Annotated in this window: 14 protein-coding genes; 8 read left to right on the top strand and 6 right to left on the bottom strand. The window is 67.2% G+C overall.

The genetic code is table 11. From position 1 onward, the window contains the following. The first annotated feature begins 136 nt into the window (after nucleotides 1-136). The 3 genes from GVY64_RS02875 (at nucleotide 137) to GVY64_RS02865 (ending at nucleotide 3,602) form a co-directional block, all read left to right on the top strand. The gene (locus tag GVY64_RS02875; RefSeq protein ID WP_159838846.1) at nucleotides 137-1,006 is read left to right on the top strand and encodes a dioxygenase; all 870 of its coding nucleotides are present in this window, start codon (nucleotides 137-139) and stop codon (nucleotides 1,004-1,006) included. 541 nt (nucleotides 1,007-1,547) lie between these two features. Further along, the gene (gene nrdF, locus GVY64_RS02870) at nucleotides 1,548-2,510 is read left to right on the top strand and encodes a class 1b ribonucleoside-diphosphate reductase subunit beta (RefSeq protein WP_159838446.1); all 963 of its coding nucleotides are present in this window, start codon (nucleotides 1,548-1,550) and stop codon (nucleotides 2,508-2,510) included. A gap of 132 nt (nucleotides 2,511-2,642) precedes the next feature. Then, entirely contained in the window at nucleotides 2,643-3,602 is a 960-nt protein-coding gene (locus GVY64_RS02865; protein ID WP_159838444.1) for a hypothetical protein, read from the top strand. 55 nt (nucleotides 3,603-3,657) lie between these two features. Here the strand turns inward: GVY64_RS02865 and mgtE are convergent, their stop codons facing one another. Next, nucleotides 3,658-5,022, bottom strand: coding sequence for a magnesium transporter (gene mgtE, locus GVY64_RS02860; protein ID WP_159838442.1), 1,365 nt, complete (start codon nucleotides 5,020-5,022; stop codon nucleotides 3,658-3,660). Between the two features lie 878 nt (nucleotides 5,023-5,900). Here mgtE and GVY64_RS02855 point away from each other — a divergent pair. From GVY64_RS02855 to GVY64_RS02840, 4 genes are all read left to right on the top strand, one after another. Next, nucleotides 5,901-6,983: an ABC transporter substrate-binding protein gene (locus GVY64_RS02855; protein WP_159838440.1), complete on the top strand. Its 1,083-nt coding sequence runs from the start codon at nucleotides 5,901-5,903 to the stop codon at nucleotides 6,981-6,983. Then, nucleotides 6,980-7,837 carry an ABC transporter ATP-binding protein gene (locus GVY64_RS02850; RefSeq protein ID WP_159838438.1) on the top strand — a complete coding sequence of 286 codons (858 nt, stop codon included), beginning with the start codon at nucleotides 6,980-6,982 and terminating at the stop codon, nucleotides 7,835-7,837. Before GVY64_RS02855 ends, GVY64_RS02850 begins: the two co-directional genes overlap by 4 nt. Then, nucleotides 7,830-8,720 carry an ABC transporter permease gene (locus GVY64_RS02845; protein WP_159838436.1) on the top strand — a complete coding sequence of 297 codons (891 nt, stop codon included), beginning with the start codon at nucleotides 7,830-7,832 and terminating at the stop codon, nucleotides 8,718-8,720. Before GVY64_RS02850 ends, GVY64_RS02845 begins: the two co-directional genes overlap by 8 nt. A gap of 154 nt (nucleotides 8,721-8,874) precedes the next feature. Further along, nucleotides 8,875-9,822, top strand: a complete 948-nt coding sequence (locus GVY64_RS02840) for a TauD/TfdA dioxygenase family protein (protein WP_159838434.1) — start codon at nucleotides 8,875-8,877, stop codon at nucleotides 9,820-9,822. A 123-nt stretch (nucleotides 9,823-9,945) separates the two neighbouring features. On the opposite strand, the gene GVY64_RS02835 is transcribed toward GVY64_RS02840, so the two are convergent. The 3 genes from GVY64_RS02835 to GVY64_RS02825 all read right to left on the bottom strand — a co-directional run bounded on the left by GVY64_RS02835 (nucleotide 9,946) and on the right by GVY64_RS02825 (nucleotide 13,001). Continuing rightward, nucleotides 9,946-11,748: a serine/threonine-protein kinase PknD gene (locus tag GVY64_RS02835; protein ID WP_159838432.1), complete on the bottom strand. Its 1,803-nt coding sequence runs from the start codon at nucleotides 11,746-11,748 to the stop codon at nucleotides 9,946-9,948. Nucleotides 11,749-12,182: 434 nt separating this feature from the next. Further along, nucleotides 12,183-12,722: a hypothetical protein gene (locus GVY64_RS02830; protein WP_159838430.1), complete on the bottom strand. Its 540-nt coding sequence runs from the start codon at nucleotides 12,720-12,722 to the stop codon at nucleotides 12,183-12,185. Nucleotides 12,723-12,782: 60 nt separating this feature from the next. Then, complete coding sequence (locus tag GVY64_RS02825) at nucleotides 12,783-13,001, bottom strand: hypothetical protein (RefSeq protein WP_159838428.1); 219 nt, start codon at nucleotides 12,999-13,001, stop codon at nucleotides 12,783-12,785. A gap of 241 nt (nucleotides 13,002-13,242) precedes the next feature. Here GVY64_RS02825 and GVY64_RS02820 point away from each other — a divergent pair, with 241 nt between their 5' ends. Next, entirely contained in the window at nucleotides 13,243-14,235 is a 993-nt protein-coding gene (locus GVY64_RS02820; protein WP_159838426.1) for an LLM class F420-dependent oxidoreductase, read from the top strand. An 8-nt stretch (nucleotides 14,236-14,243) separates the two neighbouring features. Here GVY64_RS02820 and GVY64_RS02815 read toward each other — a convergent pair whose 3' ends face one another. Together GVY64_RS02815 and nrdE are read right to left on the bottom strand one after the other, a co-directional pair. Beyond that, entirely contained in the window at nucleotides 14,244-15,059 is an 816-nt protein-coding gene (locus tag GVY64_RS02815) for an SAM-dependent methyltransferase (RefSeq protein ID WP_159838424.1), read from the bottom strand. 170 nt (nucleotides 15,060-15,229) lie between these two features. Beyond that, nucleotides 15,230-17,311, bottom strand: a complete 2,082-nt coding sequence (gene nrdE, locus GVY64_RS02810; RefSeq protein ID WP_236566596.1) for a class 1b ribonucleoside-diphosphate reductase subunit alpha — start codon at nucleotides 17,309-17,311, stop codon at nucleotides 15,230-15,232. Between the last annotated feature and the right edge of the window lie 56 nt (nucleotides 17,312-17,367).

Below are 17,367 nucleotides of genomic sequence, written 5' to 3'. Positions count from 1 at the left end.
CTCCCAGCGCGGCCCCAGCCGGTCACGAGCGTCCGTGCCTACCGTCGCGGAGGACGATCTCGGCGAACGAAAGGCACAGACAGTGGGCGCACGACATGAAGGGGCGCACGAGCACGATCTCGGCCTCGCACACGACATGAAGGTGCTGATGTCCCGGCGCCGCGCGCTGTTCTCCCTCGCGACCGCGGGCGCGGCCGCGGTCGCGGCGGGCTGCGCGTCGGGATCGAACGACCCGACGGCCACGGCGACGACCGCCTCCGCGACGACCGCGCAATCCGGCGGCGCCACCGCCGCCCCGCAGGAAACCGCGGGACCGTACCCGGGCGACGGGTCCAACGGACCCAACATCCTCGTCCAGTCCGGCGTGGTGCGCAGCGACATCACCCGTTCGTTCGACTCCTACTCCGGTGTCGCGCAGGGCGTCCCGATGACGCTCGAGCTGACCTTGCGCGACCTGGCCGCGAGCGGGGCGGCGGGAAAGGGCATGGCCGTGTACGTGTGGCACTGCGACCGGGACGGCAACTACTCGCTCTACAGCGACGGCGTCACCGAGCAGAACTACCTTCGCGGCGTGCAGGTGGCCGGCACCGACGGCAAGGTGACCTTCACGTCCATCTTCCCGGCCTGCTACTCGGGCCGGTGGCCGCACATCCATTTCGAGGTCTACGACTCGCTGGAGACCGCGGTCGCGGGTCGGAATGCCCGGCTCACCTCGCAGATCGCGCTGCCGCAGGACACCTGCGAGTCGGTGTTCGCCCACGACTCCGGCTACGCGCGCAGCGTCGGCAATCTGGCGCAGGTCACCCTGGCCTCCGACAACGTCTTCGGTGACGGCTGGGACGCGGAACTGGCCACCGTGACGGGCGCGCCGTCTTCGGGCCTGCGCGTCTCGCTCACCGTGGGCGTCGCCGAGAAGTCACAGAACACGCAGTCGGGCAACGGTTCCGGACCGCAGCCCGGCGGCCGACCGCCCGCAGACGCTCCCGGCGGCAGACCTGCGCGCTGACCGGTCGCACGTGTCCCGGCACGTCCGAGGAGCGCGCAGCGGCGTCATCGCCCGCGAGTTGCCTGGTCTGCGCCCCTCGGACCCCTGCGCTGGTCGAATCGGCGCGGGTGCGCGCGCCCGCCGAGGCGGCACCTGCGGCGGATCATCGTCCGGCCGCCGGTGACTTGCGGCACTACCGACGATCCGGCACACCGGGGAAACGACGGATCGGCGAGCCCGGCAACGCTTTCGCCGCCGCGCGGCCGGGATCGTCCGCGCCTGTGTGTCGCGGTGTCAGTACCTCGGACGCGGTTCGTCGGACCCCATATGGCAAACATCCAGCGAGCAACACTGCCCGCCGGGTGCCGATGTAGTCCCGCACGAGCGTGTGCCGCACAATAGGGGGCCGCGCGCGGCGTGTCCCGGCGTTCTTTCACCCAGCGGACGCGCGTCGCGGCGACACAAGGTGTTGTGCTAACCGGACATGTCAGCCACTAGGAGTAGTGTCCCCAGGGTAGACATTCCGTGACGGCAGCGGGCTCGGGAAAGGCGTGGAGGCAGGATGAAACTGATCGATCGGGTGTCGGCCATCAACTGGAATCGGGTGCCCGACGAAAAGGACGCCGAGGTCTGGGACCGGCTGACCGGCAACTTCTGGCTGCCGGAGAAGGTCCCGGTCTCCAACGACATCCCGTCGTGGAACACCCTGACCGCCGACGAGAAGCAACTGACCATGCGGGTCTTCACCGGCCTGACCCTGCTGGACACCATCCAGGGCACGGTCGGCGCGGTGAGCCTGATCCCGGACGCGCTCACCCCGCACGAAGAGGCGGTGCTGACCAACATCGCGTTCATGGAGTCGGTGCACGCCAAGAGCTACAGCTCGATCTTCTCGACGCTGTGCTCCACCCGCGAGATCGACGAGGCGTTCCGCTGGTCGGAGGAGAACCGCAACCTCCAGCGCAAGGCCGAGATCGTGCTGGAGTACTACAAGGGCGACGACCCGCTCAAGCGCAAGGTCGCCTCCACGCTGCTGGAGAGCTTCCTGTTCTACTCCGGCTTCTACCTGCCGATGCACTGGTCGTCGCGGGCCAAGCTCACCAACACCGCCGACATGATCCGGCTGATCATCCGCGACGAGGCGGTCCACGGCTACTACATCGGCTACAAGTACCAGAAGGGCTTGGAGCTGGTCACGCAGGCAGAGCGCGACGAACTCAAGAACTACACCTTCGAGTTGCTGTTCGAGCTCTACGACAACGAGGTCGACTACACCCAGGACCTCTACGACGAGGTCGGCCTCACCGAGGACGTGAAGAAGTTCCTGCGCTACAACGCCAACAAGGCGTTGATGAACCTCGGCTACGAGGGCCTGTTCCCGAAGGACGAGACCGAGGTGAACCCCGCGATCCTCTCGGCGCTGTCCCCCAACGCCGACGAGAACCACGACTTCTTCTCCGGTTCGGGTTCGAGTTACGTCATCGGCAAGGCCGTCAACACCGAGGACGAAGACTGGGAGTTCTGAGCCGTCGGTCAGGATGAGGCGCAGCACCGGGGCCCGGCAGCCATGCCGGGCCCCGGTCTTGTCTTCGTTCGCCGACCCGGGGTGAAAGACTCTGTGCTGTAGAGCATTCCAATCCCATGAGGGGGGCTTTCGATGTACCGACGGCTGGCTCTGATCGCGGCGGTGCTGGTGACCGCGGCCGCATGCCAGGACGACAGTCCGGCGGCGGTCTCGCAGACCGGTGACGGATCGTTCTGGTCCACGGTGCCGCAGACCGACGATCAGCGTCTGGAGGTGCTGCGCCGGATGCGTGCGATGGACACTTGCGCGCTGCTGCCGCGAGCCGAATTGACCGCGGTCGGCCGGGTGCTCACTGTCGGCACCGACGGGCTGAACTCCTGCAAGGCCGAACTCGACAGCTCGGACCGCTACAAGGGGAAGACCGTACGCTGGACCATGGCCGGACCTGTGCAGGAAGTGCAGATCCAGCGGGGAACGACCGAACGGCGCGGCGACGTGACCGTCAACTTGCTGGCGGACAAGGACACGCTGAGCGCCGAGCAAGCCGGTCAACTTCTCCAGCGCTCCTGTTCGGCCATGGCACGGTTTCCTTCGTCCGCCGCGATCGGCCTGTCGGTGGACACCCCCTTGGGGGTCGAGCCGTGTCCGATCGCCGAGTCACTGATCGGCACGGTGGTGTCCGAATGGAAGAAGGAACCACGCCAGGGCAGCGCGGCGGAAACGATCGTCACGGCGCTGACCGGCGCCGACCCCTGCGCGGTCCTGCCGAAGCTCGGCGTCGGGACCGACCCTGCGCAGCAAGGAGTCTCCAGCTGCACGTTCGTCCATCGCGGCGACGAGATCCGTCTCGCGTACGAATACAGCGCGGAGTCGCTGGTCACCGCGGGGAGTCCGGCGTTCACCGTCGGTAACCGCACCGTCTACCGAGATGCCCAGGACGAACTGCGGTTCTACAACGTCGCGGTGGGACCGCCGCTCGAGACCGGCAGCCGTAGCGTGCTCGGGCCGCGCCTACCAGCCATCTCGCTCACCGGGAAAGACGACGCGGCCCTCGAAGAGGTTGTGCGCCAGGTCTTGACGCTGTTCCCGTGAGCGGCCGGCGACCGCACGACGCTCGATCCGACGGCCGCGGGCATCGAAGACGCTGTCAGATACCGAGGACCAGCTTCGCCGTCGTGAAGTAGATGATCAGCCCGGTGGCGTCGACCAGGGTGGTGACCATCGGGGCGGAGACGACGGCGGGGTCGATGCGCAGTTTCTTGGCCAGCAGCGGCATGGTGCCCCCGATGGTGGCGGCCCAGCCGCAGATCAGCACCAGCGTGATGCCCACGACCAGGGCGATGCGCGGACCGACGAACAGGGCGCCGATCGCCAGGCCCACCGACGCCAGCAGCGAGCCCAGCACCAGGCCCACCCGGCATTCCCGCCAGATCACCCGCAGCAGATCCGACGCCCGCACCTCGCCGACCGCCACCGCGCGCACGCAGGCGGTGGCGGCTTGCGCGCCCGCGTTGCCGCCCGCGCCGATCAGCAGCGGGATGAACAGCGCAAGGTGCGCGGCCTGCTGCAGGGTGCCTTCGAAGAAGTCGGTCACGCTCACTGTCAGCGTCGCCGCGAACAGCAACAGCAGCAGCCACAGTGCGCGGTAGCGGGCCAGCTGGAACACCCCGGCGGCCATGTAGTGGCCCTCCCAGGGCGCCGATCCCGCCTGCAGCGCGACGTCCTCGCTGTCGGCGGCCTCGATCACCTCGACCGCGTCGTCGATGGTGAGCAGTCCGACCAGCCGGTCCTCGCTGTCCACCACCGGCAGGTTGATGTCGTTGGTCTCGCGCATCAAACGGGCGGCCTTCTCCGCGGAATCGGTGGCGCGCGCGAAGGCGGGCTCGGTGACGACCAGCTCCGACACCATCGTCTCGGGCTTGCTGAGCACCAGTTCGCGCAGTTCGACGATGCCGGTCAGCCGCCTGCCCGCATCGACCACCGGCAGCGTGTACACCGTCTCGGCGTTGCCGCCCTTGGCCCGCACCATGCCGAGCGCTTCGGCCACCGTCAGGTCGCGGGGCAGCGCCACCACCTCCGGCGTCATGAACTGACCGGCGGAGCCCTCCGGATAGCCGAGCAGGCTCGCGGTCATCCGCCGTTCACGCGGACTGAGGCCCGCCAGCGCCTTCTTGGCGACCTTCGCGGGCGCCTCGCGCAGCATGCGGGCGCGGTCGTCGGGCGCCATGCCCTCGATCAGGTCGCGGAAGCTCTGATCGCGCAGTCCTTGCAGGATCTGCTGCTGGTCCACCGGCTCGAGTTCCTCGAAGACGGCCAGTGCCAGGTCTTTGTCCAGCAGGCGGAACGCCATCCCGGCCCGTACCGCGTCCATGCGGGCGAGCTGGTCGGCGATGACGTGCGGCGGGTGGTTGCCGAGCCAGTCCAGCGCGGCGTCCACGCGACGGGTTTCGACGATGTCCTGCAGGGATTCGGACAGCGTCGGACGTACTTCGATGATGTCGGTCTGCGACATGAGAGGACCTCAGCACATGCGTGAGTGAACGGAGAACTCGAGAATTCACACCGCGGGCGCCGGCCCCTGCCGTCGCGACCTGATCAGGAATGCGAAGGGGCGGCGCCGCGCGGCCTTCGACTGGGAGGTTCGCTGCGCATCGCTACCCCACCTCCCTCTCGTCGTCGCCGCGGATCTCTGAATTCCGCACCATTCGGATCAACATCGCACGGACACGAAAACGTCCTCGTGCAGCTTACATCGCTCCGGAGAAAATGATCACCTCGCGAGGGCTCGCTGTGACCGAAGCCGCTTCTCAGCACCGGAAAGCGCGCGCCGGTGTTCCGGAATGTCGGCATCCTCCCCGTACGGCGACGACCGTGACGGCAGGCGAATCGAATCGGCCGCTCGCACAACAGTGCGATAACCGGGCCCGGCCTGGATCGGCGAAGAGCGCCGCACGATGTCTTCGCGCGAACGCGCGCCTGCGCGAACGATTGTGCCGCGTGACCGTCACCGAGCGGATTGATCGCACTATCAGGCCCGATGGTCATCGACCGCCGGAATACAGGTTTATACGCAGTCGGCGTCGAACTGTTGCTCCCATGCCTGGGAACCGGGAGAGTGTTTGCCAGGCAGGCGCTGAAAGTCACCGGCGTCGCCGACTCCAGCACAGCTCACGAAAGTTTCGAAGTGTCGACAGCAACAGCATTGATCCGCCGTCGCGCGGTCGACTTCATGCGCGTGCCACACGGAATCTGTTGCCGCTGAGGCAGCGCGGCCGTGGTCTGGCGACCGCACTCCGCGCGGTCGTCCACCGCCGCATCGCTCCCGCTGTGGTGTCGCCGGATGCCGGGCATCGAAATGCACGGCGTCGTCACGTCTTCGAAAGAACAACCATGCCTTTCCCCCTATCCTCCCGGCGCGTCGCCCGCGCTCTCTCCGCCGCCGTCGCGGTGCTCACCGGCCTGTCCGTGCTCACCGGCTGCGGCGAGTCCGCGCCCGCCAAGACCGCCGACGGCAAGACCGTGCTGCGCTATCAAGGCGCCACCGGGCAGGTGAGCCCCGTCGAATTGGCCGACGACCTCGGCTATTTCACGAAGATCAGCCTGCACTGGGAAGGCGACACCACCAGCGGCCCCGCCAATATCCAGGCGGCGGCGACCAACCAGGTCGAGTTCGGCAGCGCGTTCAACGGCGCGGTGGTCAAACTGATCGCGGGCGGGGCGAAAGTCACGTCGGTGCTCAGTTCCTATGGCGCCGACGAGGAGTCGTTCACCGGCTACTACATCCGTGACGACTCCGGCATCACGTCGGCGCGTGATCTCATCGGCAAGAAGGTCGCCGTCAACACCCTCGGCGCGCACCACGAATTCATCACCAGGGAGTGGCTGCATCAGCAAGGCCTGACCGACGACGAGATCAAGCAGGTGCAACTGGTCGTCGTGCCGCCGGCCAACACCGAGGACGCGCTGCGTAAGGGGCAGGTCGACGTCGGCGCGCTGGGCAGCGTCTTCCGGGACACCGCCCTCCGGCGCGGCGGCATCCACCCGCTCTACACCGACAAGGCCATCTTCGGCACGTTCGACTACGGCACCTACGTCTTCCGCAACGACTACATCGCCAAGAATCCCGAGGCCGTCGAGGACTTCGTGCAGGGCACCGCGCGCGCGATCCGCTGGCTTCAGGTGACGCCCCGCGACCAGGTGCGCGAGCGATTCACCCAGATCATCGGCAAGCGCGGCCGCAACGAGAACACCGGCTTGGTGCCGTATTGGCTGAGCTCCGGGATCCCGGTGCCAGGCGGCGTGGTCGCGGAGAAGGAACTGCAGATCTGGATCGACTGGCTGGTGCGCAACGGCGAACTGCCGAACGGCAAATTAAAGGCCGCGGATCTGTTCACCAACAAGTTCAACCCCTACGCCAACGGCAGATACAAGCCGGAGGCGGGACCGACCGGAGAGGTGGTGGCCGCGAAATGACCACGGCGACCAAGCTATCGCTGACCGGAGTGCGCAAGCAGTTCTCGGTGCGCGGGTCACACGAGCGATTCACCGCGCTCGAGGACATCTCGCTGGAGCTGCGCGAGGGCGAGTTCCTGGTGCTGGTCGGCCCCAGCGGATCGGGCAAGTCCACGCTGCTGGACCTGCTCGGCGGGCTGAGCAAGCCGACCTCCGGGGAGATCCTGCTGGACGGCAAGCCGATCACCGGCCCCGGTCTGGATCGGGGCATCGTCTTCCAGCAGTACGCGCTGTTGCCCTGGCGAACGGCCCGCTCCAATATCGAATTCGGCTTGGAGGCCAAGGGTTTGCGCCGCAAGGCGCGCCGGGAACTCGCCGAGCACTACCTGGAACTGGTCGGGCTGTCCGGGTTCGGCGACCGCTATCCCCACGAGCTGTCCGGCGGCATGAAGCAACGCGTCGCCATCGCGCGCAGCCTCGCGTTCGATCCCGAGGTGCTGCTGATGGACGAGCCGTTCGCCGCGCTCGACGCGCAGACCAGGGAGTCCCTGCAGGACGAACTGTTGCGCATCTGGCGGGCCACCGGCAAGACGGTGTTGTTCATCACCCACGGCATCGACGAGGCGGTGTACCTCGGCCGGCGGGTGGCCGTGCTGACCTCCCGGCCCGGCCGGATCAAGGCCATCGTCGACGTCGAGATCGATCGGGACACCGACGACGACGTCCGCTCCTCCCAGCGTTTCCGGGACTACCGCCACGAGATCTGGACGCTGCTGCACAGCGAGGTCCAGCGGGCGGCGAGCCTGGAGCTGGAGTCGTTGTCCGACCACGCGGCCGATGCCGAATCCACCACCGAGAGGACCGCCCATGTCTAGCGCCATACAGCTCACCGAGCGGCCGGTGCGGGAAACCGCGGCCGCGTCCACCCGGCCGGTCCCGCTGCGGCGGGCCGAGGTGGCGCCCTCCGCCGTGCCGCGAATCCTGCCGGCGGTGAGCCGATTCGCCTGGCGGGTGTTCAAGCCGACGGTCGTGATCGCCCTGTTCCTGCTGCTGTGGCAGCTCGCCCCCACCCTCGGGTTGGTGGACGAGGTGTTCCTGCCGCCGTTCTCGGTGGTCGCCCAGGCGTTCGCCGACCTGGTGGCGAGCGGGGAGATGTGGACGCACCTGTCCGCGAGCCTGAACCGTTCGCTGGCCGGGTATTCGCTGGCGCTGGTCGCCGGTATCCCGGTGGGCATCGCGATCGCCTGGTACAAGCCGGTCGCGGACTTCCTGAACCCGATCCTCGAGCTGTTCCGCAACACCGCTGCATTGGCGTTGCTCCCGGTCTTCTTGCTCATCCTGGGTATCGGCGAGACCTCGAAGGTCGCCATCGTCGTCTACGCGAGCTTCTTCCCGATCCTGCTCAACACCATCACCGGCGTGCGCACCGTCGATCCCCTGCTGGTCAAATCCGCAGCGTCGCTGGGCTTCTCGCCGTTGCGCCTGTTCCAGAAGGTGATCCTGCCCGCGGCGCTGCCGTCCGTCTTCACCGGTCTGCGGATGGCCGCCGCCAGTTCGATCCTGGTCCTGCTGGCCGCCGAGATGTTCGGGGCAAGGGCCGGGCTCGGCTATCTGATCACCGCCGCGCAGCAGAATTTCGCGATCCCGAACATGTACGCGGGCATCCTCGCCATCTCGCTGCTCGGTCTCGCCTTCAACGGTCTGCTGGTCGCCCTCGAACGCCGCCTGTCGCGGTGGCGCGCCCCGGCGAACTCCTGAGCCATGGCAGCCCCGCGCACGGTCGACCAGGCGTTGACCAAACGGCGCGCCGTCGACTTCATGCGGGTGTGCGGCAGCGCTTGTCGCGTCACCGCATTCCCCGCATTCCCGGTTGGCGCCGGCCCGATCCTCTAGTTCGAAATGAGTTCTACCGATGACCGCTGTCCACGAAACCCCCGTCTCGACCGCTACCGCTGACGCACTGCACGTCACCCCCGTCGCCGGCCACATCGGCGCCGACGTCTCCGGCGTCGATCTCCGTGAGCCGCTGACCGACCAGCAGGTCGCGGCCATCACCGACGCGCTGCACACCTACAAGGTGCTGTTCTTCCGCGACCAGCACATCGATCACGCCCAGCAGATCGCCTTCTCCCGCCGCTTCGGCGCGGTCACGCCGTCGCATCCCTATGACGACGACGCGCCCACGGAGTACCCGGAGATCCTCGCGGTCGACAGCCGGCTCTACGAGAAGCGGTTCGGGGTGCGCAAGCACAGTTACACCAACCAGTGGCACACCGATGTCTCCGCGCTGATCAACCCGCCCGCGGCCTCGATCCTGCGCGCCGAGATCGCCCCGGAGCGTGGCGGCGACACCGGCTGGACGAACCTCGTCGCCGCCTACGAGAACCTGCCCGAGTCGCTCAAACGATTCGTCGAAGGGCTGCGCGCCGAACACCGCTTCGGCGGCAACCGCCCCATCTGGGACTCCGACAGCGACTACGCGAAGAAGGTCGCGACCGCGCCGCTGGTCACCGAGCATCCGGTGGTCCGGGTGCACCCGGTGACCGGCGAGCGGGCCCTGTTCGTGAATCCCTGCTTCACCACCCGGATCGTCGGGCTCACCCCGCCCCAGAGCGACGCGGTGCTGCAGTTGCTGTTCGACGAGGTGACCGACCCGGCCTACACGGTGCGGTTCCGCTGGGCGAAGGGCAGCCTCGCGTTCTGGGACAACCGCGCCACCGCGCACCTCGCGCCGAGCGATCTGGACCATCTCGACGTCACCCGCGTGTTGTACCGCACCACCCTCGAGGGCGACATCCCGGTCGGCGTCGACGGTGAGCCGTCGAAGTCCATCGCCGGAGCGAAGTTCACCGGCGCGTAGGACCGGACAGGCGGAATCGGCCGGGCGTTTCGCCGACGCCCGGCCGATTTCGCGTCGTCGCCACCGCACCGATTCGCCGAGACGACAACCGCCTGGTCCGGCAACGGAAGCACATCACGGAGTTCAGCCGACGGAGAGCTTCACCACGGGATCGGGGCCCAGATCGGTGATGTAGACGTTGCCCGCCGGGTCGACCGCCAGACCCTGGGGATTCTTGAGGCCGGTGAACGGCAGCGGGGTCGGCGTCGACGCGCCCGCCGCCAACATCACGACCCATTTGTTGCCCCAGTCGACGACGTACACATCTCCCGACGTGTCGACCGCCAAGCCCTGTGGATCCTTGAGGCCGGTGAACGGCAACATGGTGGGCGCCGACGCGCCCGCCGCCAACAACCGCACCTGCTCGGTACCCAATTCGGTGACGTAGACGTTGCCCGCCGGGTCGACCGCCACACCATCGGGACCTTGGAGCCCCGCCAGCGGCAGCGTCGTCGCCGCCGCCGCGCCCGCCGCCAACTTCAGCACCCGATCATTGCCCCGGTCGGCGACGTAAACGTCTCCCGTATTGCCGACCGCCACGCCGTGGGGGTCCTTCAGGCCGGTGAACGGCAGCGGGGTCGCCGCCGCCGCGCCCGCCGCCAATTTCAGCACCCGATCGTTACTCGTGTCGCTGACGTAGACGTTGCCCGCGGCGTCGACCGCCACATCCTGGGGATTCTTCAAGCCGGTGAACGGCAGCGGGGTCGCCGCCGCCGCGCCCGCCGCCGATTTCAGCACCCGATCGCTGCCCATGTCGGTGACGTAGACGTTGCCCGCGGTGTCGACCGCCACACCGGTGGGCAGGCTGACGCCGGTGAACGGCAGCGAAGTCTGTGACGAATAGCCGGGGGCGACAGCTGTGGGCGAGGAGCCACCGCCGCCTGATTCCCGTTGGACACCGAGGACGACAGCTACGACGGCCACCACCGCCGCCGCGACCGCGGCGGCGAGCAGCACGGCCGTCTTGCGCGACGATTTGATTCGCCGACCAGGGCGCGCAGCCACGCCCCCGGTGCTGCCGATCGGAGAATCGCCCACCGCGGCGCAGGCCGCCACGGCCAGCTCACGCACGGTCTGGTACCGGTCGTCGGGATTTTTGGCCATCCCCTTGGCGATCACCGCGTCCAACTCAGCCGGCACCTCGGGTGTAGTGGTGCTGGGACGCGGCGGCGGAGTGTGCAGATGATGGGCGATCACACCTTGCATCCCGAATTCGCTCGCGAACGGCGGCCGACCGGTCAGGCACTCGTACAGCACGCACGTCAACGCGTACACGTCCACTCGGGCATCGGCCCTGACCTCCGCCCCGATCTCCTCCGGCGCCATGTACGCGACGGTGCCGATGGTCTCGCCGGTCGCGGTCAGCGTCCGGTCGTCGGCGGCGTGGGCGATCCCGAAGTCGATCAGGGAGGCGAACTCGTCGGCCCCCAGCAAGATGTTGGAGGGTTTGACATCGCGGTGGACCAGCCCGGCGTCGTGGGCCGCCTGCAGCGCGCCGGCCACCTGGGCGATGATCGCCACCGCTCGCCGCGGCGACAAGGCCCCTTCTCGGGTGATCACCGTGCGCAGGTCGGTGCCCTCGATCAAGCGCATATTCAGATAGAGCCGACCATCGATATCGCCGAAGTCGTGGATGGGGATCACATGGGGCTCGGTCAATTGCGCCACCGCCCGGCACTCCCGGCGGAACCGCTCACGCAGCTGCTCGTCATCGGCGAAGCGCTCGGGCAACACCTTGAGCGCCACCACCCGGTTGGTCAGCGAATCATGCGCCCGCCACACCTGACCCATACCGCCCTGGCCCAGCAGCGACAGCAGACGATAGCGTCCGAACGCCTCCGCGGACCTCTGAGTGGCGTCTCCGTCTCCCGCTACCGTTTCATCCATTGTGCCGTCCCGTGACCACCCCGACTGGCAAACGGTGTACTCGCTTGCATTCCGATCCGCGCCCGAGCGTCAGCCGCACACTCGTGAGACGTCCAGGACCGGACAAGCGAGCGTCGGCGCTGCTGTCGGCGTGCGGATTTCCCAACCATGCTCATGCCGGCAAGTAAGCGGCCGGGCACTGTCGTATCACCGGCGCGAGTACGCGAATCGCGCCCCAGAAAACCGCCAGCAACCTGTGCGAATTCAGTGTACCTCTACGTCTACTACCAACTCCGTGAAACCGGCCGTCCAGCAACCGCTGGAGTCCGGGCCGTCCGCCTTGACGGCCCGTCCGACATCGAACCGATCACACCGATCCGCGTCGGTCATGCCAGCGGTGCGCAGGGTGCCGCCGAGGACCGCGCGGGTCGCGAAATGCCCGGCTTCATGACGGACTACGAACGGACCGGCGGCATGGTCTCCAGCACGGCGCGCTCCACGTCATTCCAGCTCGGGACGTGGCGCACCCAGTCGGGAATCGGCTCGGACTGCGCGCCGAACAGGAACCGGTGCGGCACCAGATCACGCAGTACGCGGTGTACGTCGAGGCGGTCATCGATCATATGCGTGATGCCGAGTTCGGCGCAGTGCACCGCCTTGTCCGCCCGCGCACGGCAGAAGCGCACATTGTCGCGGGCGATCCCGGTCCGGTCGTAGAAGTCGTGGTGGTCGAGCCACTGGCGAGTGCGCTCCTCGATCCGGGGACCGCACTTCGAGATGATCCACGCGCGGCCCTCGAAGCGCCGGACCAGACGGGGCAATACGTCGAATGCGCCCGTGCTGGGCGGGGTGCGCAGCGCCTGCTCGGGCCCGCCGGAGAGGAACACCGTGTCCTCGTCGCCGGGCGCAAGGGCGGCCCCCTGGACGACTCGGCCGAAATCGATGCCGAGTCGAGGCTGCCTACGTCTATTCGAATGTCTGCCTGCTTCGTTCATACGATTTCCAGCGTGCGACATTCACCCCGCTGTCGCCAGTGCATTTCCTCGGTGTGCTTCTCAGCTTTGCCGCTCGTCGTGCGCCGCACGATGGGCGTCGATCTCAGGATTGTGCTCGATGCCCCATGCGGCCAGGGCGACCGCGTGGGGATCGAGGTGGTGCGCTCGGCAGACCGGCTGCGGCCGGCGATGCGCTGGATCGATGCGGTGCCGCTGGGCTTCGTGCGCCTCGTCGGTGTGCTCGAGTGCCCGGTGCGGTCGGACTGGTCTTGCCGCCACTCACGGCATCGCGGAGGCGCCGGCGGTCGCGGCAGCCGCGGGGGCTCGCTGCTGCTCGTTCTCGCCGTGGAAGCTTGCTCGCAACCATCTGGTGGTAGCGCCGATGGGTCCCGCCGCACCTGGCCGGAATTCGGTGCGCCGAGCGCCGAACGGTTGCCAGACCGCAGTGGACTGGTAACAGTGAGGTACGGAAGCCGCGGCGCTCGCCGCGGCGGTTCGGGTACACACGAAGGAGATATTCGTGCGCTTCGGCATCTTCATTCCGCAGGGCTGGCGGCTCGATCTGGTGGGCATCGACCCGGCGGACCAATGGGGGGTGATGCGAGACCTCGCCCAGCGCGCCGACGCGAACCCGGCGTGGGAATCGCTGTGGGTGTACGACCACTTCCACACCGTCCCGATCCCCACCGAGGAGGCGACGCACGAAGCGTGGACGCTGATGTCGGCGTTCGCCGCGACCACCTCGCGCATCCGCCTCGGTCAGATGTGTACCGCGATCAGCTACCGCAACCCGGCCTACCTCGCGAAGGTGGCCGCGACGGTCGACCTGATCTCCGGCGGGCGCGTCGAGATGGGCATCGGCGGTGGCTGGTACGAACACGAGTGGCGCGCCTACGGCTACGGCTTCCCGTCCGCGGGCGAACGGCTCGGCCGCCTCGACGAGGGTGTGCAGATCTTCCGTCAGGCGTGGACCAGTGGCTCGGCCACCCTCGACGGCAAGTACTATCAAGCCGACGGCGCGATCGTGCGGCCACTTCCGCTGCAGGAGAACGGAATCCCCCTCTGGATCGCGGGCGGCGGCGAGAAGAAGACGCTGCGCATCGCCGCGAAGTACGCGCAATACACCAACTTCAGCGGCAATCCCGAGGAGTTCACCCACAAGTCCGAGGTGCTGCGCGCCCACTGCGCCGACGTCGGCACCGACTTCGACGCGATCGTCCGCAGCTCCAACTTCAACGTCGTCATCGGCTCGACCCAGGCCGAGGTCGACGATCGCCTCGCGGCGCTGAAAGCCCGCCTGACGCCCGTGATAGGCACCGACGCGACCGAGTCCTACTTCGCCCAGCTCTACAACAGCGGCGCCGCCACCGGCACCCCCGAGCAGATCGTCGCGAACCTGCGCCGAGTCGGCGACCTCGGCCTCGGCTACGCCATCTTCAACTTCCCCGAATCCGCCTACGACACCTCGGGGATCGAACTCTTCGAGCGCGAGGTGCTCCCGGCCCTGAACTGATCACATGATCACCCGAGCTTGCGGCCGACCGCGCTCCAGCAGTTCACTTGCGCGTCGAGCCAGGACGGAGAATCGCCTTGCGGGCGCCATTGGTTGGTGACGACGATGCCCGGGTCCAGGAGGTCCAGTCCGGTGAAGAAGCGCGCGAATTCGTCTCGCGTGCGGGTCTGGGCGTAGACCCCGCTCTGCCGATACACGTTCAGCGCCTCGGTGATCATCTCCGGTTCGAGGTCGGCGGTGATATGCGAGACGACGAGGAATGAACCCGGCGCGAGGGCATCCAGCAACGTCTCGACGATGCCGTAGGGGTCCTGGTCGTCGGACAGGAAATGCAGCACGGCGACCAGACTCAGCGCTACCGGACGTTTCAGGTCCAGGGTGTCGAGGAGTTCGGGCGCGGCGAGGATCGTCTCCGGGTCCTTCAGGTCGGCGTCGACGTACGCGGTGCGCCCCTCCGGCGTGCCGGTGAGCAAGGCGCGGGCATGGGACAACACGATCGGGTCGTTGTCCACGTAGACCACCCGCGCTTCGGGCGTCGGCGCCTGCGCCACCTGGTGCAGATTCGGCTCGGTGGGGATGCCGGTGCCGATGTCGAGGAACTGTGTCACGCCCAGCGCGGTGAGCGCGTTCACCGCGCGGTGCATGAAGAGCCGGTTCTGCCGAGCCGCGACGCGAGTCGTCGGGAACGCCGCGATGACTTTCTCGGCCGCGTCCCGATCCACCTGATAGTGGTCCTTCCCGCCCAGGACGTAGTCGTATATCCGCGCACTGCTCGGCACGCTCGCGTCGTGGATCGGCCGGCCGTCGCCGCCGAGATCGGTCATCGTCGTTCCCATCACTACCGGATCGCTTCTGCGCCAGCTTATTCCAGACGCGAGTGGCTTCCCGCAGGTTGCGCGAACCGAGGCGGCGGAGCTGGGTAGCCGAGCGCGATCCCGGTGACCGGAGAATGCGACAGGGGCCTCCGGGCAGGAGGCCCCTGTCCGCTACGGACCTACAACATGCAGGAGACGCAACCCTCGACTTCGGTTCCCTCCAGCGCCATCTGGCGCAGGCGGATGTAGTAGAGGGTCTTGATGCCCTTGCGCCAAGCGTAGATCTGGGCGCGGTTGAGGTCGCGGGTGGTGGCGGAGTCCTTGAAGAACAGCGTCAGCGACAGGCCTTGGTCCACGTGCTGCGTGGCCGCGGCGTAGGTGTCGATGATCTTCTCGTAGCCGATCTCGTAGGCGTCCTCGTAGTACTCGAGGTTGTCGTTGGTCATGTAGGGCGCCGGGTAGTAGACCCGACCGATCTTGCCTTCCTTGCGGATCTCGATCTTCGACGCCACCGGGTGGATGGAGCTGGTGGAGTGGTTGATGTAGGAGATCGACCCGGTCGGCGGGACCGCCTGCAGGTTCTGGTTGTAGATGCCGTGCTCCATGACCGAGGCCTTCAGCTCACGCCAGTCGTCCTGGGTCGGGATGTGCACGTCCGCGTCGGCGAACAGCTGCCGCACGCGATCGGTCTTCGGCTCCCACACCTGCTCGGTGTATTTGTCGAAGTACTCGCCGCTGGCGTACTTCGATTCGGGGAAACCGCCGAAGTAGGCGCCGCGCTCGATCGCGATCCGGTTCGACGCCCGGATAGCGTGGTAGACCACGGTGTAGAAGTAGATGTTCGTGAAGTCGATGCCCTCTTCGGACCCGTAGTGGATCCGTTCGCGCGCCAGATACCCGTGCAGGTTCATCTGCCCGAGGCCGATGGCGTGCGAGGAGTTGTTGCCCTGCTCGATGGACGGCACCGAGTAGATGTGGGTCTGGTCCGACACCGCGGTCAGCGCCCGGATGGCCACCTCGATGGTCTGCGCGAAGTCGGGCGAGTCCATCGTCTTGGCGATGTTCAGCGATCCGAGGTTGCAGGAGATGTCCTTGCCCACCTTGGCGTAGGACAGATCGTCGTTGAACTCCGACGGTGTGGAGACCTGCAGGATCTCCGAGCACAGGTTCGAGTGGGTGATCTTGCCCGCGATCGGGTTGGCCCGGTTCACCGTGTCCTCGAACATGATGTACGGATACCCGGACTCGAATTGCAGCTCGGCGATGGTCTGGAAGAACTCGCGCGCCTTGATCTTCGACTTGCGGATGCGCTTGTCGTCGACCATCTCGTAGTACTTCTCGGTGACGTCGATGTCGGCGAACGGCTTGCCGTAGATGCGCTCCACATCGTAGGGCGAGAACAGGTACATGTCCTCGTTCTTCTTGGCCAGCTCGAAGGTGATGTCCGGGATGACCACGCCCAGCGAGAGCGTCTTGATGCGGATCTTCTCGTCCGCGTTCTCCCGCTTGGTGTCCAGGAACCGGTAGATGTCCGGGTGATGCGCGTGCAGGTAGACCGCGCCCGCACCCTGCCGCGCGCCGAGCTGGTTGGCGTAGGAGAACGAGTCCTCGAGCAGTTTCATGATCGGGATGACGCCCGAGCTCTGGTTCTCGATCTTCTTGATCGGCGCGCCGTGCTCGCGGATGTTGCTCAGCAGCAACGCGACCCCGCCGCCGCGCTTGGACAGCTGCAGCGCGGAGTTGATCGAGCGGCCGATGGACTCCATGTTGTCCTCGATGCGCAGCAGGAAGCACGACACCGGCTCGCCGCGCTGCTTCTTGCCCGAGTTCAGGAAGGTCGGGGTGGCCGGCTGGAAGCGGCCGTCGATGATCTCGTCGACCAGCTTGCCCGCCAGCGCTTCGTCGCCCGCGGCGAGCGTGAGCGCGACCATGCACACCCGGTCCTCGAAGCGCTCCAGGTAGCGCTTGCCGTCGAAGGTCTTCAGCGTGTACGAGGTGTAGTACTTGAAGGCGCCGAGGAAGGTGGGGAACCGGAACTTCTTGGCGTAGGCATGCTGGAACAGCTTCTTGATGAACTCGCGGCTGTACTGCTCGAGAACTTCCGCCTCGTAGTAGTTCTCGCCGATCAGGTAGTCCAGCTTCTCGTCCAGATTGTGGAAGAAGACGGTGTTCTGATTGACGTGCTGCAGGAAGTACTGGTGGGCGGCCTCACGGTCCTTGTCGAACTGGATCTCCCCGTTCGGACCGTACAGGTTCAGCATCGCGTTGAGGGCGTGGTAGTCGAGGACCTCGCCCGCTTCGGCGCCGCGGACCGGGG

It is taken from the genome of Nocardia sp. CY41 (genome assembly GCF_009829325.1).
GTDB lineage: Bacteria > Actinomycetota > Actinomycetes > Mycobacteriales > Mycobacteriaceae > Nocardia.
This window is presented reverse-complemented; position numbering and strand designations above follow the sequence as displayed.